Raw genomic sequence first — 23,994 nt, forward strand, 5'->3', positions numbered from 1 at the left:
GGCGGCCTTGCGACCGCCCTTCGTAAGACTGAACCGATGGTTCAGATGAAAGACCCGATGGGTCTTACATCATGTCCATGCCGCCCATGCCGCCCATGCCGCCCGGCATGCCGCCAGCCGATTCCTTCTTCGGAAGCTCGGCGATCATGGCTTCGGTGGTGATCAGCAGCGAAGCAACCGAAGCTGCGTTCTGCAGAGCCGTGCGAACAACCTTGACCGGATCGACGATACCCATGGCGATCATGTCGCCGAATTCGCCGGTCTGGGCGTTGTAGCCGTAGTTCTCTTCGTTCTTGTCGAGGATACGGCCGACGATGATCGAAGCTTCGTCACCAGCGTTGGTGGCGATCTGGCGAACCAGCGACTGGAGAGCGCGGCGAACGATGTTGATGCCGGCTTCCTGGTCGTCGTTTGCACCCTTGACGGTGATCTTGGTCGACGAACGGAGCAGAGCCGTACCACCGCCAGGAACGATACCTTCCTGAACAGCAGCGCGCGTTGCGTTCAGCGCGTCGTCGATGCGGTCCTTGCGTTCCTTGACTTCGATTTCGGTCGAGCCGCCAACGCGGATGACGGCAACGCCACCAGCGAGCTTGGCAAGGCGTTCCTGCAGCTTCTCGCGGTCGTAGTCCGAAGAGGTTTCTTCGATCTGCGCCTTGATCTGGGCAACGCGGCCTTCGATGTCGGACTTCTGGCCAGCACCATCAACGATGGTGGTGTTTTCCTTGGTGATCGAGACCTTCTTGGCGCGGCCGAGCATGTCGAGGGTGACAGACTCGAGCTTGATGCCGAGGTCTTCCGAAATGACAGTGCCGCCCGAGAGGATGGCGATGTCTTCCAGCATGGCCTTGCGGCGATCGCCGAAGCCAGGAGCCTTGACGGCAGCGATCTTCAGGCCGCCACGCAGCTTGTTGACGACGAGCGTTGCAAGAGCTTCGCCTTCGACGTCTTCAGCGATGATGACGAGCGGCTTGCCGGTCTGAACGACTGCTTCGAGAACCGGCAGCATGGCCTGGAGGTTCGAGAGCTTCTTTTCGTGCAGGAGGATGTAGGCGTCGTCGAGATCGGCGACCATCTTTTCCGGGTTGGTCACGAAGTAGGGCGACAGGTAGCCGCGGTCGAACTGCATGCCTTCGACGACTTCGAGTTCGGTTTCAGCGGTCTTGGCTTCTTCGACGGTGATAACACCTTCGTTGCCGACCTTCTGCATGGCTTCGGCAATGTCCTTGCCGACCTGCGTGTCGCCATTGGCCGAGATCGTGCCGACCTGGGCAACTTCTTCCGAAGTCGAGATCTTCTTGGCCTTGGCCTGGAGGTCCTTGACGACTTCAGCAACGGCCAGATCGATGCCGCGCTTCAGGTCCATCGGGTTCATGCCGGCAGCAACGGCCTTGTTGCCTTCGCGAACGATGGCCTGGGCAAGAACGGTTGCGGTCGTGGTGCCGTCACCGGCAATGTCGTTGGTCTTCGAAGCAACTTCGCGGACCATCTGGGCGCCCATGTTCTCGAACTTGTCTTCCAGTTCGATTTCCTTGGCGACCGATACACCGTCCTTGGTGATGCGCGGAGCGCCGAAGGACTTGTCGATGATGACGTTACGACCCTTCGGGCCGAGCGTTACCTTCACGGCGTCTGCGAGGATGTCGACGCCATGCAGCATCTTTTCGCGCGCGGTGCGGCCAAACTTGATTTCTTTAGCAGCCATATTCAAAACTCCCGGGCGTCTAGCCCATTGCGAATTTCAGGATGAGAAGTGGAAATAACCGGCTCTAAGTCAGCCGATAACGCCCATGATGTCGGCTTCCTTCATGATGAGGAGGTCGACGCCGTCGAGCTTCACTTCGGTGCCGGACCACTTGCCGAACAGAACGCGGTCGCCAACCTTGACGTCCAGCGCAATCTGCTTGCCGCTTTCGTCGCGGGCGCCCGGGCCAACGGCGATGACTTCGCCTTCAGCCGGCTTTTCCTTGGCGGTGTCGGGAATGATGATGCCGCCCTTGGTCTTTTCTTCAGACTCGACGCGCTTGACTACAACGCGGTCGTGCAACGGGCGGAAATTGGTGCTTGCCATTGTCTAATCCCTCGATCAAATGACACTCGCGATCCCGGACGGGATCACATCGGATACTATTAGCACTCCCCCTAGAGGAGTGCCAGCGACTGTCAGATAAGAACAGGCTTGGATTGAGTCAAGGCAAGCGCGCAAAAATCCGATGCCTATCGTAAATGGCACCGGATGGCCTGTTAACCCTCAGAGAACCATGGTTTCGAAGGTGGTAAACTCGCTCTCTATGCCATGTTGGCTGAGGAATGCGGCAGGATCGAAGCCGTTTTCGGCATAAACCGCCGCCATTTCCTGCTTTGCCGCAAGCAGCGCGTCCCGGCTGTCCCATTCTGCAATGGTGATCACATAGACTTGGCCGTCGCGCTCGGATGAGGCCACGCGGCTCATCCTGCAATGCGGGTGGCTCCGGAGATGTCCGTCGATGAAGGCGAGGCGTTCGGCAAACGCCAGCCAATGGGCAAGCGGGCAGGTGAAGCGGTCGATCCGGAGAACGGTCGCGGGGGTGGCGAGTTGGTCATTCATCGGCAAGGCGGATGCGTTCTTCATGCTGCGCTCCATAATTGTTCGATCTTGAATTTGAACCGGGACGCTGACATGGATAGGACCTCAACCTTCATTGAGGTCAAGGATCAAAAGTTTATGGCAGAGCAAAAGCCAAAGAAGCCTGTTCTCCTGAGCGTAGGCGAGGTGGCGCGCCGTGCCGGTGTCGCCGTTTCGGCTCTGCACTACTACGAGCGGGAAGGGCTCATCCATTCGCTGCGCAGCGGCGGAAACCAGCGCCGTTTTCCGCGCGGCGTGCTGCGTCGGGTTGCCGTCATCAAGGTCGCCCAGTCGCTGGGCCTGTCGCTTGCCGATATCTCCGCCGCCTTCGCAACCCTGCCAGACGACCGTCCGCCCTCTGTCTCCGACTGGCGCCGCTTGTCGGAAACCTGGCGAGCCGATCTCGACCGCCGCATCTCGCAACTTCAAGGGTTGCGAGAAAGGCTTGATGGCTGCATCGGCTGCGGTTGCCTGTCCCTGGAGGATTGTCCCTTGCGCAATGGCGACGATCAGCTTGGAAAGTCCGGCCCCGGCGCCAGGCTTCTGGCTTGACTGCGGCGGTGCTCGCCGCTCTTGTGGCGGCAGAATTGAGGAAAGACGGAAAGCCGGCATGACAGAGACACGACCGACGTTTTCCGAACTCACCGCCGCCTTTACCCGCATCGGCCTCCTCTCCCTCGGCGGTCCCGCCGCCCAGATCGCGCTGATGCACAAGATCTGCGTCGAGGAAAAGCGCTGGATCGATGAGGATCGCTATCTGCATGCGCTGAACTATTGCATGCTGCTACCGGGGCCTGAGGCGCAGCAGTTGGCAACCTATATCGGCTGGCTCCTGCATGGGTTGAGGGGCGGCATCGTCGCCGGTCTGCTCTTCGTGCTGCCGGGGCTTGCCGTCATTCTCGGCCTTTCATCCCTTTATGCCCTCTATCAGGATACCGGCATGGTGACCGGCCTGTTCTTCGGGCTGAAGGCAGCGGTGCTTGCCATCGTCATCGAAGCGCTGATCCGCATCGGCAAACGGGCTTTGAAAAGCGGTTTTCACCGCTGGATTGCCACCATCGCCTTCGTCGCGCTCTTCGTCTTTTCGCTGCCCTTTCCGCTGGTCGTGCTCTCCGCTGCCATCATTGGCCTTGCCCATGCGCGCATACGGCCCGGCACGGGCATGGAAATCGCAACGCCCGTAGGCCGTGGGCCGGCCTTCAGTCGCCAGCTCGGCATCGGCCTTGTCTGGATCGCCATCTGGCTGGCACCACTTCCGCTTCTCTGGCTCTTCCTGCCGGAGACAGCCTTGCCGGAGTTGCAGGCCTTTTTCTCCCGCATGGCCCTGGTCACCTTCGGTGGTGCCTATGCCGTACTTGCCTATGTCGCGCAGGTTGCCGTCGAACAGTATCAGTGGCTGCGACCGGGCGAGATGCTGGACGGGCTGGCGCTGGCCGAAACCACACCCGGACCGCTGGTCCTCGTCCTCTCCTATGTCGGCTTCCTCGCCGGTTTTCGCGAAAGCGGCCCTTTCGATCCGCTCCTGATCGGACTGCTCGGAGGTTTGCTCACCGCCTGGGCCACCTTCATTCCGAGCTTCCTCTTCATCTTTGCCGGGGCGCCCTATGTGGAGCGCCTGCGCGGCAACCGTCAGGTCAGTGCAGCCCTCTCCGCGATCACCGCCGCCGTCGTCGGCGTCATCCTCAATCTCGCTCTCTGGTTCGCCCTGCATGTGATCTTCAAGGCGGTCGCAGAGGTCGAATTCGCAAGGCTCGGGCCGCTTGCCGCCGCCCTGCCGGTCCCGGACTGGTCGACGCTGGATGTTGAGGCTCTGCTGATTGCGATTATGGCCGCCATCCTGCTCTTCCGCTTCCATCAGGGGGTCGGTCGCACGCTTCTGGTGGCAGCCCTTCTCGGCCTCGCCATGCATGCGCTGATTTGAGTGAGGCGGCGAATTTGCGTTTGGGTGACGCCGCGCCCCTTGCCTTGGCAGCATTCCTTTGCCATGTCAGCGGGCACAATCAGAGCAGTCAGGAACAAAGATGGCCCGCAGCATTACCACCCTTGGCGACGTGACGGACGCTTACGACGTCATTCTGTGTGACGTCTGGGGTGTTTTGCACAATGGCATCGATGCCTTTCCGCTCGCCGGCGAAGCGCTGACGGCCGCCCGCGAAAAAGGCCTGACGGTGGTCCTGATCACCAATTCGCCGCGGCCCGCGATCGGCGTCATTCCGCAGCTGCGCGCCATCGGCGTGCCGGATACCGCCTATGACCGCATTGTCACCTCGGGTGACGTGACCCGCACACTGATTGCCGCCGGTCCGAAAAAGGTCTTCCTGCTCGGCCCCGAACGCGACATGCCGCTCTTCGACGGTCTCGACGTGACGGTGGTCTCGGCCGACGAAGCCGATTGCGTCGTCTGCACCGGCTTCTTCGACGATGAGGTCGAGACGCCGGAAGATTACCGCGACATGCTGACCGCCTTTGTTGCGCGCAAGGTGCCGCTGATCTGCGCCAACCCCGATCTCGTGGTCGAGCGCGGCCATCGCATCATCCCCTGCGCCGGCGCTGTCGCCGCCTTTTACGTCACGCTCGGCGGCGAAACCCGCATTGCCGGCAAGCCGCATGCGCCGATCTATGAGGAAACGCTTGCCGCTGCCCGCGAAGCCCGGGGCGATGTCGACATGACCCGCGTGCTCGCCATCGGCGACGGCATGCCGACCGACGTCAAGGGTGCGGTCGATGCAGGCCTTGATCTGCTCTATATCTCCGGCGGCATCCATGCTGCCGAATATGCGACCGGCGGCGTGACCGACGAGGACCGGCTGCATGTCTACCTCGACCGCGAAAAGGTCGCGCCGCAATACTGGATGCACCGGCTGGCGTGAGGCGACGGCAATCATGACGGTTTTCCACCGCAACGAAAAAAAAGAACCGCTGCCGGCAGCCTTGCGCGGCGGCGTGGTGGCGATCGGCAATTTCGACGGCGTTCATCGCGGCCATCAGGCCGTGCTGAACCGGGCGCTGGAGCGCGCCGAGGCGCTTGGCGTGCCCGCCCTGGTGCTCACCTTCGAGCCGCATCCGCGCTCCGTCTTCAATCCGGATAAGCCCGTCTTCCGGCTGACGCCGGCCCCCATCCGCGCCCGCATCCTGGAAGCCATGGGCTTCCATTCCGTCATCGAATATCCCTTCGACCGCGAATTTTCGCAGCGCTCTGCCGATGATTTCGTCCGGGCCATCCTGGTTGACTGGATCGGCGCCAAGGAAGTCGTCACCGGCTTTGATTTCCACTTCGGCAAGGGCCGTGAGGGTGGCCCTGCCTTCCTGATGGAGGCCGGTAGTCGCCATGGCTTCGGCGTCAGCCTGATCGATGCCTTCCGCGATGAGGGCGCCGAGGTGATCTCGTCGAGCCGCATCCGCCAACTTCTGGGCGAGGGTGATGTGACCCAGGCCGCCGGTCTTCTGGGATACCGCTTCACCCTTGAGGCGGAAGTGATGAAGGGCCAGCAGCTTGGCCGCACCCTGGGCTTCCCAACCGCCAACATGCATCTGCCGCCGGAAGCGATGCTCCGGCCCGGCATTTACGCCGTGCGTTTCCGTCGCCCCGATGGCATCATTCGCGATGGTGTCGCAAGCTTCGGCTACCGTCCGACCGTGACCGATCACGGCGATCCCTGGCTCGAAACCTTCGTCTTCGATTTCTCTGGCGATCTCTATGGCGAGATCTGTTCGGTCTCCTTCTTCGGCCATCTGCGCGACGAGTGGAAATTCGACGGTCTCGATCCGCTGGTTGCCCAGATCCGCAAGGACGAGGAAGAGGCGAGGGCGCTTCTCGCAGGCGTCAAGCCGATGGGCGAACTGGACGCCAAGATTGCCTTCTGACGCCCGTGCACCTGTGTGCCGCGGGTTGATTGTCTCCAACCGAAACCTCGGCCGACCCACCCGGCCCGACATCAGAAAGCCCGCACCCATGGCCCGCCGCCCCATCAATCCCAAGGACGCCGCCGAAGCCCTGTTCCGTCCGACCCCAAAGCCGGTCGCACCCGCCGTGGAACGCCGCGCAGCGCCGGAGGCCAAGCAGCTTGTCTCGCTGCGCATCGACAGCGCCGTGCTGGAGCACTTCCAGGCCGAGGGCCCCGGCTGGCAGGACCGCATCAATGATGCGCTGCGGGCGGTGGTTGAGGCGGATAGGGGCTGAGCCGGGCTTGCGCCGCTTTCACGAGTTGGCGTCGGAACCGTCCGAAGCGCGCGTCAAACCTCTTCCCATGGACGCGAAAACCTCTTAAACAACGGCCACCATGACCCGATATCGTCGCTTGATGATAGACTTGCGAATTATTGGCCCGGCCTTCTGCGCGCATTGATTGCTGCCGGAGGGTCCGGGTTTTCGGTGCTTCCCAAGCGCCACATCTCATTCCGATATCCCGTTCGCATGCGCGGCAAACGCGCCAGAGACGATTGCAAGGCTCCATGACCGATAGCACCGACACCACCGAAAAGCTTGATTACTCCAAGACCCTCTATCTGCCCGAAACCGAATTCCCGATGCGCGCAGGCCTGCCGCAGAAGGAGCCGGAAATGGCGGCCAAGTGGAAGGAAATGGGGCTCTACAAGAAGCTCCGCGCCTCCGCCGCCGGCCGCGAAAAATTCGTCCTGCATGACGGCCCTCCCTACGCCAACGGCAACATCCATATCGGCCATGCGCTGAACAAGGTGCTGAAGGACGTCATCACCCGCTCTTTCCAGATGCGCAGCTATGACGCGAACTACGTGCCCGGCTGGGATTGCCACGGCCTGCCGATCGAATGGAAGATCGAGGAAAAGTACCGCGAAAAGGGCAAGGACAAGAACGAAGTCCCGGTCAACGAATTCCGCCAGGAATGCCGCGACTTCGCGCAGGGCTGGATCAACACCCAGTCGGACGAATTCCGCCGTCTCGGCATCGAGGGCGATTTCGACCGCCCCTACACGACCATGGCCTTCCACTCGGAAGCCCGCATTGCCGGCGAACTCCTGAAGATCGCCATGTCCGGCCAGCTCTATCGCGGCTCCAAGCCGATCATGTGGTCGGTCGTCGAGCGCACCGCGCTTGCCGAAGCCGAAGTGGAATATGCCGAGGTCGAGAGCGACACGATCTGGGTGAAGTTCCCGGTGGTGTCGGGCTCTGATGCACTGTCGGGCGCCTCCGTCGTCATCTGGACGACCACACCCTGGACTATCCCGGGCAACCGCGCGATCTCCTACTCGTCGCGCGTCGAGTATGGCCTTTACGAAGTCACCGCTGCTGCCAACGACTTCGGTCCGCAGCCGGGCGAGAAGCTGATCTTTGCCGACAAGCTTGCGCCGGAATCCTTTGCCAAGGCCAAGCTCGAATTCAACCGCCTGCGCGGCGTGCCAGCGGCTGAACTCGCTGCCATCGCCTGCGCCCATCCTCTGGCATCCATGGGCTACAGCTTTGCTGTACCCCTCATCGATGGTGATCACGTCACCGATGACGCCGGTACCGGTTTCGTGCATACGGCGCCGTCCCATGGTCGCGAAGACTTTGACGCCTGGATGAGTCATGCCAAGGCGCTCGAAGCCCGTGGCATCGACACCAAGATCCCGTTCCCGGTTGATGATGCCGGCTTCTACACGGAAGACGCCCCCGGTTTCGGCCCTTCGGCTGAAGGCGGCGCTGCCCGCGTGCTTGATGACAACGGCAAGAAGGGCGACGCCAACAAGCGCGTCATGGATGCCCTGATCGCGGCTCAAAACCTCTTTGCCCGTGGCCGCATCAAGCACGACTACCCGCATTCCTGGCGTTCCAAGAAGCCGGTCATCTTCCGCAACACGCCGCAGTGGTTTGTCTATATGGATAAGGACCTCGGCGACGGCACGACGCTGCGTAGCCGCGCACTCTCGGCCATCGACCAGACCCGCTTTGTGCCGGCTGGCGGTCAGAACCGCCTGCGCGCCATGATCGAGCAGCGCCCGGATTGGGTGCTTTCCCGCCAGCGCGCCTGGGGCGTGCCGATCTGCGTCTTTGCCGATACGGAAGGCAATGTCCTGAAGGACGAGGCGGTCAATGCCCGCATCCTCGCTGCCTTCGAAGTTGAAGGTGCCGATGCTTGGTTTGCTGAAGGTGCCAAGGAACGCTTCCTTGGGTCCGAGCATGACGGCGAAAAGTGGCAGATGGTGTCTGACATCCTCGACGTCTGGTTCGATTCAGGCTCGACCCACACCTTCACACTGGAAGATCGCCCGGATCTCAAATGGCCGGCGGACGTTTATCTCGAAGGCTCCGACCAGCATCGCGGCTGGTTCCATTCGTCGCTCTTGGAAAGCTGCGCCACCCGTGGCCGTGCGCCGTATAATGCCGTCGTCACCCACGGGTTCACGATGGCGGAAGACGGCCGCAAGATGTCGAAGTCGCTCGGCAACACGGTAACGCCGCAGGAAGTCATGAGCCAGTCGGGTGCCGATATCCTGCGCCTCTGGGTGATGAACACCGACTACTGGGAAGACCAGCGTCTCGGCAAGACGATCATCCAGACCAATATCGACAGCTACCGCAAGATCCGCAACACGCTGCGCTGGATGCTCGGCACGCTCGCCCATGATCATGGCGCCGAGATCGCCTATGCCGATCTGCCGGAACTCGAAAAGCTGATGCTGCATCGCCTGGCTGAACTCGACCAGATCGTGCGCAAGGGCTACGACGAATTCGACTTCAAGCGCATCGTCCGTGCGCTCAGCGATTTCGCCAATGTCGAGCTTTCCGCCTTCTACTTCGACATCCGCAAGGACACGCTCTATTGCGACGCCCCGTCGAGCCTGAAGCGCCGCTCGGCCCTCTTCGTCATCCGCAAGCTGTTCGACTGCCTGGTCCTGTGGTTTGCGCCGATGATGCCCTTCACCACGGAAGAGGCATGGCTGTCGCGTGACCCGAACGCCGAATCCGTCCATCTCGAACAGTTCCCGGTCATCCCGGCCGACTGGTCGAACGAGGCGGTGGCCGACAAATGGAAGCATGTCCGCACCGTGCGCCGTGCCGTCACCGGTGCCTTGGAAGTCGAGCGCAAGGAAAAGCGCATCGGTTCCTCGCTGGAAGCGGCCCCGGTCGTCCATATCGCTGATCCGGAGCTGATGGCAGCGCTCGAAGGTCTGGACTTCGCCGAAATCTGCATCACCTCGGATATCTCCGTCGTTGCGGGCGAGGGGGCAGCAGACGCCTTCCGTCTCGACGATGGCACCAAGGTTGCGGTCGAGCCGAAGCTGGCCGAGGGCACCAAGTGCGCGCGCTCCTGGAAGATCACCAAGGATGTCGGCTCGGACCCCGATTATCCCGAGGTTTCGGCCCGTGATGCCCAGGCGCTGCGGGAGCTTGCATCACTAGTGGAATGAATTTGACATTTGATATCCATTTGCGGCGATCTCGCGGATCAAATGTCAAATTCTAAAATTCCACTAGAAGCATAAGCTTGCTAGTGGTTTTGAGGATTCCGACATTTGCCTGCGAGGGTGCTGCGATCGGGAGCAAATGTCGGAATCAAACCACTAGTTTAAGGAAAACTTACCGGATGATTTGCGCTTTCGCGGCTCATCCGGTAAAACTGCCTGAAATTGGCCGAATTCTGCCCGCAGGGGTGGAAGAAATCACATTCGGCACGACCAAGGTTATGCGGCGAGGCTGGTAGGCATTCATGAATTCGGCATATCTGTTCAGGGTTGGCGTCGGCTTGGCCGGGCTTTTTGCTGTCACCACCGGTCTTTCCGGCTGCGTCGGCAGCCCGACTTACGGCACCGACAAGACGGCAATGGAACAGCTGGTGGATGACGTCGGCTCGGCCGTGTCGCTCGCCCCCAAGGAGCCAGCCAACAAGGGCACCAAATACAATCCGCGTCCGGACCTCGTCCTGCCGCCGGGCGGTACACAGACGGCAGCGCTCGTGGCGCCCCAGCCGTCGGTTGCCAACCGCGAAAACAATCCGGAATGGGTCGAATCCCCCGAAGAGGCGCGCGAGCGTCTCGTCGCAGAGGCCGACGCCAATGCTGACAATCCGCGATACCGTTCGCCGCTTCTCGCCGGTTACGGCAAGGCTGGCACCATGACGGAAACCCAGAAGTGGCAGGCCTTCCGCGATGCGCGCCAGTTGCAGAAGGGCGCCTATCTCGATCAGCGCCGCCTGCTGTCTGATCCGCCGTCGGAGTATCGCCAGACCCAGGACACTGCTCTCACCGATCTGGGCGAGCCTGAATCGGTCAAGGAAAAGCGCCGCAAGAAGATGGCCAAGTCTGCCCAGCAGAACAGCTCCTGGTGGCAGCCTTTCCAATAAGGCGAAACGCCGTTACATCACGACAGGGCAGGGCGGAAACGACCTGCCTTTTTCTTTGAGGTTTTCCTGATGTCGTTTTCCATTCGCCCTGCGCAGCCGGATGATGCCGCAACCATCCTCGGCTTCATCATTGAACTCGCCGTCTATGAGAAGGCCGGGCATGAGGTAGAGGCGACCGAGGAGATGATCCGACACACGATCTTCGGCGAAGGCTCGGTGACGGAAGCCGTGATCCTGGAGGCTGATGGCAAGCCGGCAGGTTTCGCCGTCTGGTTCTACAGCTATTCCACATGGCAGGCGAAAAACGGTCTCTATCTGGAGGATCTCTATGTCGCGCCCGATCATCGCGGCAGTGGCGCCGGGAAACTGCTCCTGCGGCATCTGGCGCAGGTCGCGGTCGACAAGGGCTGTGGTCGGTTCGAGTGGAGCGTGCTGGACTGGAACGAACCCGCTATCCGCGTCTATGATGCTGTCGGCGCCGAACCGCAGTCGGAATGGATACGCTACCGCCTGACCGGCGAAAAGCTGAAGGCTTTCGCGGCCGGTTGAATCTTCAGCACTTCCCGCCAAAGTGCGAAGCGGTTTGCACGTCCGGAATTGGATAAAGCAAAGAGATAGCGCCGATCCGTAACTTCGCCTTTGCGTGAAAGGCTTTAGAAGTTTTGGTCACCATCATCGCCGACACCGCGCGCGATGAGCCAGATATGCAAGAGCTGAAGCGCAAGGCCCAACACGGCCATGAACATCAAGGCCCTGAACACCAAGGCCTTGTCAAAGTCGTTCTGTTCTGAGGCAAAGAGAGCGACCAGCGTCATGATAACGGCGAGAACGAGCGGCGGCGAAAAGAGGGCCACCATTCGCGGCGCTTGCCAGTTTATGCGACCCCTGAGCGACCATTGCATGGGCAAAGTCGAGCGGTCAGGGGCAATATAAATGTTGGACCAGGTCGCCAACGCAAGCATGGCCATGATCAGGGCAGATACGAACAGGTAGATGTCGATCAATCCCGCCTCTCCTGAAAAAAGGTTTTGAGCATGTCTGCCGCCTCTGTTTCGCGAATGCCGGAGTAAACGTCCGGTGCGTGATGGCAGGTGGACTGGGCATAGAAACGCACGCCACTTTCCACCGCGCCACCTTTAGCGTCACGTGCAGCATAATACAACCTTCGGATGCGGGCAAAGGAAATTGCGGCCGCACACATGGTGCAGGGCTCCAGCGTTACATAGAGGTCGGCCTCTATCAGCCGCTCATCGCCGAGCGCTTCGCTGGCGCGCCGGATGGCCAGAACTTCGGCATGCGCTGTTGCGTCCTTCAGGGCGCGCGTCTCGTTGCCAGCGCGGGCGATGATTTCGCCGTCCAGCACCACGACGGCGCCAATCGGCACCTCGCCACGGGCTTTCGCCGCGCGCGCCTCTGCAAAGGCGGCTTCCATGAAGCCGTTTGTCTTAGACATGCATCAACTTTCCGCTTAACCCGGACCGCGCGACCTGATACGACAGCCCAAACGACAGGCAAACAACAAATGACATTCAAAGACAAGTCCAGGCGTCCGGCAGGCAAACCTGCTGACCGCGGCGGCAAGCCGCTAACCCGCAATTCCGCCGCGAAGTCGGCCGCTTCGAAGTCCGACGACAAGCCCGCGCGCGCACCGCGTGCACCAAGGGCCGACGTGTCGTCCGGCGATGAGGCGATGAAGCCCGAGCGCATCTCGAAACTGCTGGCGCGCGCCGGCGTAGCCTCGCGCCGCGATATCGAGCGCATGATCATGGAAGGCCGCGTCTCCGTGAACGGCGTGGTGCTCGAAAGCCCCGTGCTGAACGCAACGCTTGCCGACACGATCGAGGTCGACGGTCAGCCGATCCGTGGCATCGAGCGCACCCGTCTGTGGCTCTACCATAAGCCGGCCGGCCTGGTGACGACCAATTCCGATCCGGAAGGCCGCCCGACCGTGTTTGACAATCTGCCGGAAGATCTTCCACGCGTCATGTCGATCGGCCGCCTCGATATCAATACCGAGGGCCTGTTGCTGCTCACCAATGACGGTGGTCTCGCCCGCGTGCTCGAACTGCCGACCACCGGCTGGCTGCGCCGCTACCGCGTGCGCGCCTATGGTGAAGTCGACCAGCCGGCACTCGATGCGCTGAAGGAAGGCATTGCCGTTGATGGCGTGCTCTACGGCGCAATCGACGCGACGCTCGACCGCAAGCAGGGCCACAATGTCTGGATCACCATGGGTCTTCGCGAAGGCAAGAACCGCGAGATCAAGAACGTGCTCGGCGCGCTCGGTCTCGAGGTCAACCGTCTGATCCGCATCTCCTACGGTCCGTTCCAGCTCGGTGATCTGCCGGAAGCCCAGGTGCAGGAAGTCCGTGGCCGCATGCTGCGCGACCAGCTCGGGCCGCGCCTGATCGAGGATTCCAAAGCCAATTTCGACGCGCCGATCTACAGCCATGGTGCCCCCGTCGAGGAAGACGAAGAGCCAGGCCAGAAGAAGCCGCAGAAGGCCGCCAAGGCCGAATGGGGCCGCGACGAGCGTGCGGGCGGTTCTTCTGATCGCAAGCGCAGCGGCGACAAGGGTGGCAAGCCCGAGAAATCCGGCTGGACCGATCGTGGTGACAAGGGTGACCGGCGCGAACGGGCTCTCGACCGATTGGACACTCGCCGCGACGATGGCGACAAGCCCAAGCGTCCGCCGCTCGGCACCAAGAGCCGCACCGCCAATGTCTGGATGGCGCCGGGTGCCCGTCCGCTCGGTGAAAAGGCAGCCGCTGCAGCGGCACGGCGCCGGCCTGATCCGCGCGCCGGCAAGGCTGACGATCGCGTCGACAGCCGTCCGACCTCAACGGTTCAGATTACCCGCGCCCGGGACGAAGAGGGTGATTGGATCCGCGCCGATGGCCCGGACAAGAAGTCGGGCTTCGGTGACCGCGGCCCGCGCCGCGAAGGTGGAGATCGAGGCCCGCGCAAGGATTTTGGTGACCGGGCCCCCCGCCGTGAAGGCGGCGATCGTCCACGCCCAGAAGGTGCCGACCGCGGCCCGCGCCGCGAGGGTGCAGTAGGTGGCCCGCGCCGTGAGGGTGCAGTAGGTGGCCCGCGCCGCGAGGGCGGTGATCGCGGACCCCGCAAGGACTTTGGCGACCGGGGCCCGCGTAAGGATTTCGGCGACCGCGGTCCGCGAAAGGCCTTCGGTGACAAGCCGGAGCGTCCGCGCCCCGAACGTTTTTCGTCCGATCGCGCCCGTGATGACAGACCACGTGATGACCGGCCACGTGACGATCGTCCAAGAGGCGAGCGTCCAAGAGGCGAGCGTCCGGCCGGTGACAGGCCCTTCGGCGACAAACCGCGCGGTGCAAGGCCCGCTGGCGACCGGCCCTTTGGCGATCGTCCGGCTGGCAAGCCCTTCGGTGGAAAGCCGGCGGGCAAGTCGTTTGGCGGCAAGCCAGGTGGCGGCAAGAGCTTTGGCGGCAAGCCCGGCGCACGTCCGGCGGGCGCCCGCTCTGACGGTCCGCGTGGATTCGGCGGTAAGCCGGGTGGCGGCTCGGGTGCAGGCAGACCTGCCGGTGGCGGTCGTGGCGCACCAAAGGGCAAGAGGTAAGCCCTGATGCGCATCGTTGGTGGAGAATTTCGTGGCCGCAATCTGGCCACGCCAAAATCCAGCGACATCCGGCCGACCACGGACCGGACGCGCGAGAGCCTGTTTAACATTCTGTCTCATGCCCATCCCGGCGCGCTCGACGGTACGAAGATCCTCGATCTTTTTGCCGGCACGGGTGCGGTCGGGATGGAGGCTCTGTCGCGCGGCTGCAAATCGGCGCTTTTTGTCGAGAACAGCGTCGAGGGTCGTGGACTTCTATGGGAAAACATCGACGCGCTCGGCCTGCATGGCCGGGCCCGCATGTTGCGCCGGGATGCCACGGATCTTGGGCCTGCCAACAATATCGAACCCTTCGAACTTGTTTTCGCCGATCCGCCTTATGGCAAGGGTCTGGGTGAGAAGGCGCTGTTCTCCGCCCATGCCGGCGGCTGGCTGGCCCCGGGTGCGCTCGTCATTCTCGAAGAGCGTGCCGATGTGCAGGTCTCCGTCGATCCGGTCTTTTCCTTCATCGAGGATCGGGTGTTCGGCGACACGAAAATGTACTTCTTTTCCTATAAGGCAGCCTGAAACCCTTTCTGGAGCAGGCCATCCATGGATTCCATTGCAGACAGTGCTACCCCGCCGGCAAACCGCAGCGGTGATCCGACCATAGGTCTTGCATTGGGAGCCGGAGGTGCCCGGGGTTTTGCCCATATCGTGGTGCTTGAAGCGTTTGATGAGCTCGGCATCCGCCCGAACGTAATTGCCGGCTCATCAATGGGTGCGATCCTTGGGGCCGGCTATGCCTCAGGGATGAGCGGCCGTGATATCCGCGCCTATGTACTCGGACTTGCCGATAACCGTTCGCTGGTTCTGAACAGGTTCTGGGGCCTGCGCCCATCGACCATTCGCGACGCCCTTGGCGGCTTTCGCCTCGGCCAGTTCAATCTGCCGCGTCTCCTCAAAGCCTTCCTGCCGCCGCAGATCCCGCAGGATTTCGCAAGCCTTGGCCTGCGGCTGAAAGTTGTCGCCACGGATTATTACGGCCAGCGGGAACTCGTTTGCGTCGAGGGCGACCTTCAAGAAGCGCTGGCCGCTTCGGCTGCGATCCCAGCACTCTTCGCCCCTGTCGTTATCGATGGGCGGCTGATGATCGACGGCGGCATTTTCAATCCTGTTCCCTATGACCATCTGGTTGGCGAAGCGGACATTCTTGTTGCTGTGGATGTGATCGGCGCGCCGGAAGGCGACGGCTCACTGGTGCCCAACCGCATCGACAGCCTCTTCGGCGCTTCGCAGCTGATGATGCAGTCGCATGTCGCCTTGAAGATGAAGATCTGCCAGCCCGACATCTACCTGAAGCCCGAAGTGAATTCTTATCGAGTACTCGATTTCTTCAAGGCCCGGCAGATATTCGAGATCTGCGAGAGCTTGAAGGAGCCGCTGAAGCGCGATCTCGCTGCCCGCATCGAGGATTTCGTCCGCCGCTGATCATCATGCCTCGGCGGCATCTTCCTCCGGCTGCGACTTCACGGCGCGCTTCGGCTTGATCAGCGGTTCCGGTTTGACCGGCCGTCTGTGCACGAGGTCGCGACCGGCCATGATGCCTTCCTGGGCCTGCAGACGCAGGCGCTCCTCGTCACGACGGCGGATGTCCTCGCCGATATCGTAGGCTTCGTCTTCCGAAACGCCCAGGCCTTCCAGCGTGCGCCGACCGAAGAGCAGACCGGACTCAAGCGTCTCGCGCACTTCGTAGTCCACGTCGCGGGCCCTGAGCGCCAGGCTGTGGATACGGTCATAGGCGCGCACATAAAGCCGCACATCGGGATATTCGGCGCGAATGAGGTCGACAATCTTATCGGTGACCTCCTTTTTGTGCGTGCAGATCGCAACGATCTTTGCCCGCTCGATCCCTGCGGCCCTCAGCACGTCGAGACGCGTCCCGTCACCGAAATAGATGCGGAAGGCGAAGGTGGACGCCTGGCGCACGCGATCCGGATTGTCGTCGATGATTGTCACGTCGCGACCGCTGGCAAGCAGGATCTGGGCAGCGATCTGGCCGAAGCGGGAGAAGCCGATCATCAACACATCGGAACCGGCGCCTTCGAAATCCTCATCCATCTGCTCGCGCTCGCTACCCTCTCGTTTCAGCAGTCGCTGCCCGAGAATGGCCGACACGGGCGTCAGCGCCATCGATAGGGTGACGATGGAGATCAGGAGCGAGGATTGCGCATTGCTGAGAACGCCGGCGGCAGCCGCCGTGGTGAACAGCACAAAACCGAATTCGCCACCCTGCGGCAGAAGCAGGCCCACCTTTGCGGCGTCTTCATGTGGGGAGCCGGCAGCCCGGCAGAGGATGTAAAGCACCAGCGCCTTGGCCGCCATCAGGATGGGCACGGCGAGCCCGATGAGCAGGAGATTGTCGACGATGACCTGCAACTCCATCGACAGGCCGACTGCCATGAAGAAAAGTGCCAGCAGCAGGCCACGGAAGGGCTCGATATCGGCTTCCAGCTCATGCCGATAAGAGGATTCCGCCAGCATCACACCAGCAAGAAACGCCCCCATGGCCATGGAGAGCCCGGCCAATTGCATAAGATATGCTGAGCCGAGCACCACGAAGAGGGCAGCAGCAATCATCACCTCGCGCGCCCCCGTGCGCCCGATGACCTGGAAGAGGGGTGTCAGCAGATAACGACCGGCGAGGATCATCCCAACCACGGCCCCGATGGCAATGCCGATCTGGACGAGCGCCGACTGATCGGCATCGCCGCTTGGCGTCCCAAGCACCGACACCATGGCAAGCAGCGGCACGATGGCCAGATCCTGGAACAGCAGGATTGAAAAGGAGCGCTGGCCATAGCGGCTGTTGAGGTCGCCATAGTCTCCAAGCAATTGCAGGGCAAAGGCGGTCGACGACAGAGCAAGGCCGAAGCCGGCGACCAGGGCTGCCCGCCAGTCGAGCAGACCGGAGGCGAGTGCCATGCCGGTGAGCGCGAGGCCCGTCAGCACCACCTGCGCCAAGCCGAGCCCGAAAATGTCGCGTCGCATGTGCCAGAGGCGACTGGGTTTCAGCTCCAGGCCGATGATGAAGAGGAGCAGCACCACGCCAAGTTCTGCGACTGCAAGGATATCGCCCGAACCGCCGATCAGATGCAGGACCGGGCCGATCACGACCCCGGCTGCGAGATAGCCGAGCACGGTACCCAGGCCAAGCTTGCGGAAGATCGGAGCTGCGATGACGGCGCCTCCGAGCAACAACAATGGTTGCGCGAACAGAGCCTCGCTTGCGCCTGCCATCAGTCTCTCCTTGCAGTCTTGCGGCCCGGTCATGTCGGGCTCGTGAACGGTAAAAGGCACCCTTACCCTTGATGCCCTCTCTAAGGCACAATAAATGGTGCAGGAACGAAAGGCCATTCCATGCCCAATCAGATCGATTCTGCCAATCTCCTTCAACGTGCCGAACAACTGGTCGACCTCGCCCGCAAGGCAGGCGCGGACCGCGCTGATGCCGTCGTAGTGCGGTCGCGTTCCAAGGGCGTCAGCGTCCGGCTCGGCAAGGTCGAGTCGACCGAGGCCTCTGAAAGCGACGATTTCTCCCTGCGCGTCTTCATCGGCCGCCAGGTGGCAAGTGTGTCCGCCAATCCCGGTTTCGACCTGACGGCACTTGCCGAACGCGCTGTCGCCATGGCGAAGGTTTCGCCCGAGGACCCCTTTGCCGGTCTTGCTGACGAAAGCGATCTGGCAAGCCATATCGCCGATCTTGAACTCTATGATGACACCGAAGTATCGAGTGACAGCCTGCGCGAAAGCGCGCTTGCCATGGAAGATGCGGCCCGCAGCGTCGACGGTGTCAGCAATTCGCTCGGTGCTGGTGCCTCGGCCGGTATGGGCGGCCTGGTACTGGTCACCTCGCATGGTTTCTCCGGCAGCTATGCCGGCTCGCGCTTTTCCCGCTCGGTCGCCGTGATTGCCGGCGAAGGCACGAAGATGGAGCGGGACCACGATTTCGACAGCCGGCTCTACTATGCCGATCTCGACAGTCCGGAAGACATCGGTCGCCGTGCGGCCGAGCGTGCCGTCCGCCGCCGCGATCCCCGCCAGGTGCCGACCGCCTCCAATCTGACCGTCGTCTTTGATCCTCGCGTTGCCCGTGGTTTCGTCGGCACCATCGCTGGTGCGATCAATGGCGCCTCGGTGGCCCGCAAGACCTCGTTCCTGCGCGATCGTATGGGGCAGCAGGTGCTGAAATCAGGCCTTAACATCACCGATGATCCGATGAAGGTGCGTGGCTCCTCCTCGCGCCCCTTCGATGGCGAGGGCGTGATCGGCAAGCCCCTCACGATGATCGAGGACGGCGTGCTCAAGCACTGGTTCCTGTCCTCGTCTGCCGCCCGAGAACTGGGTCTCAAGACCAACGGTCGCGGCGTACGAGGTGGCACTTCCGTCTCGCCATCGTCCACCAATCTGGCGCTTGAGCCTGGCGATATCTCACCCGAGGATTTGATCCGCAGCATCGGCACCGGCCTCTATGTCACCGACATGATTGGCCAGGGCGTCGACATGATCACTGGTGAATACAGCCGTGGTGCGAGCGGTTTCTGGATCGAGAACGGCGAGTTGACCTATCCGGTCTCCGAGATCACCATTGCGTCCAACCTGAAGGACATGTTCATGCGGATCACGGTAGCCAACGATATCGACCGAAAATACGGCGTGGCCGCCCCGACGATCGCCATCGAGGGCATGACCCTTGCCGGGCTCTGAGACGATAGGCGCAGACGCGGCAGAAGGCGTGGTCGCGCCCGATTGGCAGGCCGATCTCGCCCTGATCCTCGATGCGGCGCGCGAGGCGGCGAAGGTTGCGGTCTCGCATTTCGGCCAGTCGCCCGAGGTCTGGTGGAAGAACGAGGGCACATCTCCCGTGAGTGCGGCGGACTATGCTGCCAATCGCGTGCTCGAAGAAATGTTGCGCAGTGCGCGGCCGGGTTATGGCTGGCTGTCGGAGGAAACCGACGACGATCAGGCGCGGCTTTCCTGCGATACGGTCTTCGTAATCGATCCGATCGACGGCACACGGGCCTTTCTCGCCGGCAAGCCGACCTGGTGTGTCAGCGTTGCGGTCGTCCATAAGGGTATGCCAGTCGCCGGCGTCCTCGTGGCGCCCGCCCTCAATGAGGAGTTCACCGCGACCATTGACGGCCCGGCCTTGCGCAATGGCCTGGAGATCGCCGTTTCCGACGCCGACATGGAGGGCATGCTCAAGCTCGCATCGGCCCAGGATATGGTTGCGGGCTTTGCCCCGCCACTGCGACCGAGGATCGAGCGTGTGGAGCATATCCCCTCGCTTGCCTATCGCCTGGCGCTGGTCTCCGATGGCCGGATCGATGGCACGCTGGTCAAGAAGAATTCGCATGACTGGGATCTTGCCGCGGCAGACGTGATCCTGGCGCGTGCCGGTGGCAGCATCACTGATCTTGACGGCGCACGGCTTGTCTACAACAGGGCGGAAGTCACCCATCCGGTTCTCTGTGCAGCATCTGCCGCACTTCTTCCGGTTTTGCTCAAGAACATCACCCGAATTCCCCGGAGTTGACCTTTAAGGCGAAATCGCGCAGATGTTTTTCCAATCGTAAATCCACCGAAAAGACTAGAAAATGACTGAATCCAGCGAAAAGAAACAGCTTCTCCACCTCGTCTTCGGCGGCGAACTTTCCAGCCTCGAAGATATACAGTTCCGTGATCTGAACGAACTCGATGTAGTCGGCATCTTCCCGGACTATGCAAGCGCGCTCCAGGCTTGGAAAGCAAAGGCACAGGCGACGGTTGACAATGCGCATATGCGCTATTTCATCGTTCACATGCACAAGCTTCTCAACCCATCGGAGAAATAAGCTGCGAGTGCAGTGCAGCATGCGTCACAGTCTGAACATCGTGCCTCAAACGGGTCACTTTTTAACCTAAGTCTTCTTGCATTCCTCAGTCTTTGCGCAAGCCCGGATGTTTTGGGGCAGAATGGCATTATCGATGAAGATGAGCAGGTTTGTCCGATGACGGTGAGCGACAGAATGGCATCGCTCGCCGTACGGTCCTACGGTTGGCTGGGTCTGATGGCCTATCCGCTGAGTAAGCCTTGGCTTGCCTATCGGGCAGCCAAGGGCAAAGAAGACAGGACGCGCAGCAACGAACGGTTCGGCTATGCAAGCCGCGAGCGTCCAGCTGGTCCGCTTCTGTGGATCCACGCGGCAAGCGTCGGCGAGACCATGGCAGTCATTCCGCTGATGCGCGAACTGCGCCGCCGCGACATCCATGTTCTGCTGACCACCGGCACGCTGACCTCCGCCGAGATTGCCCAGAACCGGCTTGGCGACAGTGTCATCCATCAATACGTTCCGCTCGACTTCAGCCCGGCCGTTCGCCGTTTTCTCGACTACTGGCAGCCTGATGCCGCAATCGGCGTCGAGTCGGAGATCTGGCCGACGACGCTTGCCGAATTGCATCAGCGCCAGATCCCGCAGATCCTCGTGAATGCCCGCATGTCGGACCGCTCCTTCAACCGCTGGCATCGTCACAAGACGGTCGCGGAGGCGCTGTTCGGCAAGCTCGCGCTCGTTATTGCCCAGTCTGATGTCGACGGGCAGAATTTCCGCGACCTCGGCTGCTGGCCAGTCCAGGTCTCCGGCAATATCAAGGCCGATAGCGAAGCCCCACCCTGCGACGAGGCGGTGCTGGCGCAGTATCGAAGCCAGATCGACAAGCGCAAGAGCTGGGCCGCGATCTCCACCTTTGACGGCGAGGAATCCATTGCCGCCATGGTTCATCGTGCGCTGAAGGCGCATACCGGCCTCCTCACCATTCTCGTCCCGCGTCATCCGGAACGCGGAGATGAAGTGGAGGCCATGCTCAAGGAAAAGGGTCTGGTTGTTGCCCGGCGCACGCGCAATGATCCGATTACCGACGAGACGGATGTTTTCCTTGGGGATACGATCGGTGAGATGGGGCTTTATCTGCGCCTGACAGAGCTCGCTTTCGTTGGCCGCTCGCTGACGGCCGAGGGCGGCCAGAACCCGATGGAACCGGCCATGCTCGGTTGTGCGGTGCTGTCTGGCCCCAATGTCAGCAATTTCCGAGAATCCTATCAGCAGCTGGTGCGCAAGGGATCGGCTCGCGTTGTGCGTGATGCAGAAATGCTGGCAAAGGCTGTCCATTTTCTCCTGAGCAATGATCTCGCCCGTACCAAGATGATTGACGCCGGGCTGGAAACCACGCAGGAAATGCGAGGCGCACTGGCAGCGACAATCAAGGGTCTTGAAGCCTATGTCAGTCCGTTGTCGGTGAAGGCCAAGCTCGAACCTCGGTCTGCCGTGACCAACTGAACCAGACAGGATCATCATGACGCGTCAGCCAGCCATTTCGGGCATCCTGTTCGACAAGGACGGCACGCTGCTTGATTTTGACGCCAGCTGGGGCCCGGTCAACCGTAAGGTGGCAACCTTTGCGGCAGACGGTGATGCGGAACTGGCGGATCGTTTGCTTGCAGCCTGCGGCATGGATCCGGTCACCGGGGCAATCACGCCCGACAGCCTGTTTGCCTCCGGCAATACCCGTGAAATCGCCGAGGGCATGGCCGCAGCCGGCTCTACCCTTACGCTCGACGTTCTGGTTCCGCGCATCGATGATTTCTTCGCCGAGGCAGCGGAGCTGTCCGTGGCCGTCACCGATCTTCTGCCGCTGTTTGAAAGATTGCATGCAAGGGGCCTGCGCCTGGGCATTGCCTCCAGTGACAATGAGCGGTCGATCCGCGTCGCCGCCGAACGTTTCGGCATTCTCGGTTTCCTTGACTATGTCGCCGGTTATGACAGTGGTCATGGCGCCAAACCCGAAGCCGGCATGGTTCTCGGTTTCTGCGCCAAGACGGGGCTGTCACCGCATCAGGTCGCGGTGGTTGGCGACAACAATCACGATCTCCTTATGGGCCATGCAGCCGGTGCCGGCCTGAAGGTCGGCGTCCTTTCCGGGACGGGTACGCGCCAGACGCTTGAGCAGCATTCCGACATGGTGCTCGCCGATATCACCGAACTTGAGGCCATGCTCGCCTGACACACGGTTGCCGGGTGTGACCTTTGCGCTTGACCGGCCCGCCCGGTGAATGCTTCTTGTCGACCCCACAGCTGCCTGAAGGGCAGGCGTTTGATCGAGGCGATGATGGTTTCAGAAGCACCGCCATTCTGGTGGACCCGGAAGGACTGGCGTGCATGGAGCCTCTGGCCCATCGCAACGGTCTATGGCCGAGTAGCCGGCACGCTCATGAACCGGCGGCGCCGTCATGCCGTGCCGGTCCCGGTCATCTGTGTCGGCAACTTTACCGTCGGCGGTGCCGGCAAGACCCCGACCGCCGTCGCGATTGCGCGAGCAGCCGTCGAAAAGGGCTTGAAGCCTGGCATCCTCAGCCGCGGTTATGGCGGCACACTCGATGTCACCACTATCGTCGACCCCGGCCATCATCGCTCGACGGCCGTCGGTGACGAACCGCTTCTTCTGGCCCGCGAAGCCCTGACCGTCATTTCGAGACGCCGCATTGCCGGCGCCGAAAAACTCGTCGAAGAGGGCGTCGACCTGATCATCATGGATGACGGCTTCCAGAGCGCGCGACTTGTCGTCGACTATGCGCTGATCGTCGTTGACAGCTTCCGCGGTATCGGCAATGGCGCGATCGTGCCGGCCGGACCGGTGCGTGCGCCGATCGCGGTGCAGATGCACCATCTCGATGCGATCCTGAAGGTCGGCAAGGGCGATGCGGCAGACCAGTTCGTCCGCCAGGCATCCCGCGGCGGCAAGCCTGTGCTGCGGTCGGATGTCTTGCCGCGCGATCCCGACCTCCTTCGCGGTCGCCGGGTTTTCCCATTCGCGGGGATAGCCGATCCCAACAAGTTCTATCGCACGCTGGCAGATCTGGGTGCCGAAATCGTCGATCGGCAGGGATTTCCCGATCATCATCAGTTGGAAGACGACGAGATCGCCGATCTGTTGCAGCGATCAGAGGCAGAAGACCTTCAGCTTGTGACCACTGCAAAGGATCATGTCCGGCTGAGTGGCCAGCATGGCAAGGCGGAGGAATTGCTGGAAAAATCGATGGTGGTCGAGGTCGACATGGTCTTCGACGATCCCGAAGCGCCATCGCGGATCATCGATCTGGCGATTGCCGCCTGCCGGCAGCGTCAGTTGAAGAAGACGGACTGAGCTTCAGCGCTTCTGGTTGGGCAGGGCGCCCGCGCGTTTTTCGGCTTCCAGGGAGGCGCCTGCATCCGCATAGGCCTCCTGGCGCGCGACGCTCCAGTATTTGAGTTCGTCAACCAGGATGGATTTGCCCGTAATCGCGCACACCACATGATGGCCCGGCGAGAGGATCTGGAAGTCGGCGTCGAGATAGCGGATCTTGGCCTCGCGGTTGCCGCTGCCTTCGAAACGGTTCATCACTCTTCTCCTGCGCCGTCTGTCCTGAAACTGCAATACAG

The 23,994-nt window shown here is 61.8% G+C and carries 24 protein-coding genes; 17 read left to right on the forward strand and 7 right to left on the reverse strand.

What is annotated here, in order from left to right; translation table 11 throughout:
• Positions 1–64 precede the first annotated feature (64 nt).
• From groL to IP76_RS07315, 3 genes are all read right to left on the reverse strand, one after another.
• A complete protein-coding gene (gene groL, locus IP76_RS07305) occupies positions 65–1,705 on the reverse strand; it encodes a chaperonin GroEL (protein ID WP_054157556.1) in 1,641 nt (546 codons plus the stop codon).
• Between the two features lie 69 nt (positions 1,706–1,774).
• A complete protein-coding gene (gene groES / locus IP76_RS07310) occupies positions 1,775–2,071 on the reverse strand; it encodes a co-chaperone GroES (protein WP_054157557.1) in 297 nt (98 codons plus the stop codon).
• Between the two features lie 180 nt (positions 2,072–2,251).
• Positions 2,252–2,611 (reverse strand): hypothetical protein, encoded by a 360-nt coding sequence (locus tag IP76_RS07315; RefSeq protein ID WP_156318505.1) that lies wholly within the window; start codon positions 2,609–2,611, stop codon positions 2,252–2,254.
• A 93-nt stretch (positions 2,612–2,704) separates the two neighbouring features.
• Here IP76_RS07315 and soxR point away from each other — a divergent pair, with 93 nt between their 5' ends.
• The 8 genes from soxR (at position 2,705) to IP76_RS07355 (ending at position 11,454) form a co-directional block, all read left to right on the forward strand.
• Positions 2,705–3,157 carry a redox-sensitive transcriptional activator SoxR gene (soxR, locus tag IP76_RS07320; RefSeq protein ID WP_054157608.1) on the forward strand — a complete coding sequence of 151 codons (453 nt, stop codon included), beginning with the start codon at positions 2,705–2,707 and terminating at the stop codon, positions 3,155–3,157.
• Positions 3,158–3,215: 58 nt separating this feature from the next.
• The gene (gene chrA / locus IP76_RS07325) at positions 3,216–4,526 is read left to right on the forward strand and encodes a chromate efflux transporter (protein ID WP_054157559.1); all 1,311 of its coding nucleotides are present in this window, start codon (positions 3,216–3,218) and stop codon (positions 4,524–4,526) included.
• 100 nt (positions 4,527–4,626) lie between these two features.
• The gene (locus IP76_RS07330; protein WP_054157560.1) at positions 4,627–5,475 is read left to right on the forward strand and encodes a TIGR01459 family HAD-type hydrolase; all 849 of its coding nucleotides are present in this window, start codon (positions 4,627–4,629) and stop codon (positions 5,473–5,475) included.
• A 13-nt stretch (positions 5,476–5,488) separates the two neighbouring features.
• Positions 5,489–6,469: a bifunctional riboflavin kinase/FAD synthetase gene (locus IP76_RS07335; protein ID WP_054157561.1), complete on the forward strand. Its 981-nt coding sequence runs from the start codon at positions 5,489–5,491 to the stop codon at positions 6,467–6,469.
• A gap of 88 nt (positions 6,470–6,557) precedes the next feature.
• On the forward strand, positions 6,558–6,785 hold the full coding sequence (locus IP76_RS07340) for a BrnA antitoxin family protein (protein ID WP_054157562.1): 228 nt from the start codon (positions 6,558–6,560) through the stop codon (positions 6,783–6,785).
• 272 nt (positions 6,786–7,057) lie between these two features.
• Entirely contained in the window at positions 7,058–9,973 is a 2,916-nt protein-coding gene (ileS, locus tag IP76_RS07345; protein ID WP_054157563.1) for an isoleucine--tRNA ligase, read from the forward strand.
• 299 nt (positions 9,974–10,272) lie between these two features.
• Positions 10,273–10,905: a hypothetical protein gene (locus IP76_RS07350; RefSeq protein ID WP_054157564.1), complete on the forward strand. Its 633-nt coding sequence runs from the start codon at positions 10,273–10,275 to the stop codon at positions 10,903–10,905.
• Positions 10,906–10,974: 69 nt separating this feature from the next.
• Positions 10,975–11,454 (forward strand): GNAT family N-acetyltransferase, encoded by a 480-nt coding sequence (locus tag IP76_RS07355; RefSeq protein WP_054157565.1) that lies wholly within the window; start codon positions 10,975–10,977, stop codon positions 11,452–11,454.
• A 104-nt stretch (positions 11,455–11,558) separates the two neighbouring features.
• On the opposite strand, the gene IP76_RS07360 is transcribed toward IP76_RS07355, so the two are convergent.
• Positions 11,559–11,909, reverse strand: coding sequence for a hypothetical protein (locus tag IP76_RS07360; RefSeq protein WP_054157566.1), 351 nt, complete (start codon positions 11,907–11,909; stop codon positions 11,559–11,561).
• Entirely contained in the window at positions 11,906–12,358 is a 453-nt protein-coding gene (locus IP76_RS07365) for a nucleoside deaminase (RefSeq protein WP_054157567.1), read from the reverse strand. Before IP76_RS07365 ends, IP76_RS07360 begins: the two co-directional genes overlap by 4 nt.
• A 69-nt stretch (positions 12,359–12,427) precedes the next feature.
• Here IP76_RS07365 and IP76_RS07370 point away from each other — a divergent pair, with 69 nt between their 5' ends.
• Genes IP76_RS07370 through IP76_RS07380 form a run of 3 tightly spaced genes read left to right on the forward strand, consistent with a single transcriptional unit; the run spans position 12,428 to position 15,970 of the window.
• Positions 12,428–14,500, forward strand: coding sequence for a pseudouridine synthase (locus tag IP76_RS07370; protein WP_054157568.1), 2,073 nt, complete (start codon positions 12,428–12,430; stop codon positions 14,498–14,500).
• Between the two features lie 6 nt (positions 14,501–14,506).
• Positions 14,507–15,067, forward strand: a complete 561-nt coding sequence (gene rsmD / locus IP76_RS07375; protein ID WP_054157569.1) for a 16S rRNA (guanine(966)-N(2))-methyltransferase RsmD — start codon at positions 14,507–14,509, stop codon at positions 15,065–15,067.
• A 24-nt stretch (positions 15,068–15,091) separates the two neighbouring features.
• The gene (locus tag IP76_RS07380) at positions 15,092–15,970 is read left to right on the forward strand and encodes a patatin-like phospholipase family protein (protein ID WP_054157570.1); all 879 of its coding nucleotides are present in this window, start codon (positions 15,092–15,094) and stop codon (positions 15,968–15,970) included.
• A gap of 3 nt (positions 15,971–15,973) precedes the next feature.
• Here the strand turns inward: IP76_RS07380 and IP76_RS07385 are convergent, their stop codons facing one another.
• Positions 15,974–17,779, reverse strand: coding sequence for a monovalent cation:proton antiporter-2 (CPA2) family protein (locus IP76_RS07385; protein ID WP_054157571.1), 1,806 nt, complete (start codon positions 17,777–17,779; stop codon positions 15,974–15,976).
• Between the two features lie 120 nt (positions 17,780–17,899).
• Between IP76_RS07385 and IP76_RS07390 the strand changes: the two genes are divergently transcribed.
• The 6 genes from IP76_RS07390 (at position 17,900) to lpxK (ending at position 23,719) form a co-directional block, all read left to right on the forward strand.
• A complete protein-coding gene (locus IP76_RS07390; RefSeq protein WP_054157572.1) occupies positions 17,900–19,246 on the forward strand; it encodes a TldD/PmbA family protein in 1,347 nt (448 codons plus the stop codon).
• On the forward strand, positions 19,233–20,075 hold the full coding sequence (locus tag IP76_RS07395; RefSeq protein WP_082352446.1) for a 3'(2'),5'-bisphosphate nucleotidase CysQ: 843 nt from the start codon (positions 19,233–19,235) through the stop codon (positions 20,073–20,075). Before IP76_RS07390 ends, IP76_RS07395 begins: the two co-directional genes overlap by 14 nt.
• 61 nt (positions 20,076–20,136) lie before the next feature.
• Positions 20,137–20,373, forward strand: coding sequence for a DUF4170 domain-containing protein (locus IP76_RS07400; RefSeq protein ID WP_054157573.1), 237 nt, complete (start codon positions 20,137–20,139; stop codon positions 20,371–20,373).
• A 162-nt stretch (positions 20,374–20,535) separates the two neighbouring features.
• A complete protein-coding gene (gene waaA / locus IP76_RS07405) occupies positions 20,536–21,855 on the forward strand; it encodes a lipid IV(A) 3-deoxy-D-manno-octulosonic acid transferase (RefSeq protein WP_054157610.1) in 1,320 nt (439 codons plus the stop codon).
• Between the two features lie 16 nt (positions 21,856–21,871).
• Complete coding sequence (locus tag IP76_RS07410) at positions 21,872–22,579, forward strand: HAD family hydrolase (RefSeq protein ID WP_054157574.1); 708 nt, start codon at positions 21,872–21,874, stop codon at positions 22,577–22,579.
• 105 nt (positions 22,580–22,684) lie between these two features.
• Entirely contained in the window at positions 22,685–23,719 is a 1,035-nt protein-coding gene (gene lpxK / locus IP76_RS07415) for a tetraacyldisaccharide 4'-kinase (RefSeq protein WP_054157611.1), read from the forward strand.
• A gap of 3 nt (positions 23,720–23,722) precedes the next feature.
• Here the strand turns inward: lpxK and IP76_RS07420 are convergent, their stop codons facing one another.
• Complete coding sequence (locus IP76_RS07420) at positions 23,723–23,953, reverse strand: DUF2093 domain-containing protein (protein WP_054157575.1); 231 nt, start codon at positions 23,951–23,953, stop codon at positions 23,723–23,725.
• Positions 23,954–23,994: the final 41 nt, after the last annotated feature.

Source organism: Rhizobium sp. AAP43, assembly GCF_001296045.1.
Classification (GTDB): Bacteria; Pseudomonadota; Alphaproteobacteria; order Rhizobiales; family Rhizobiaceae; genus Allorhizobium.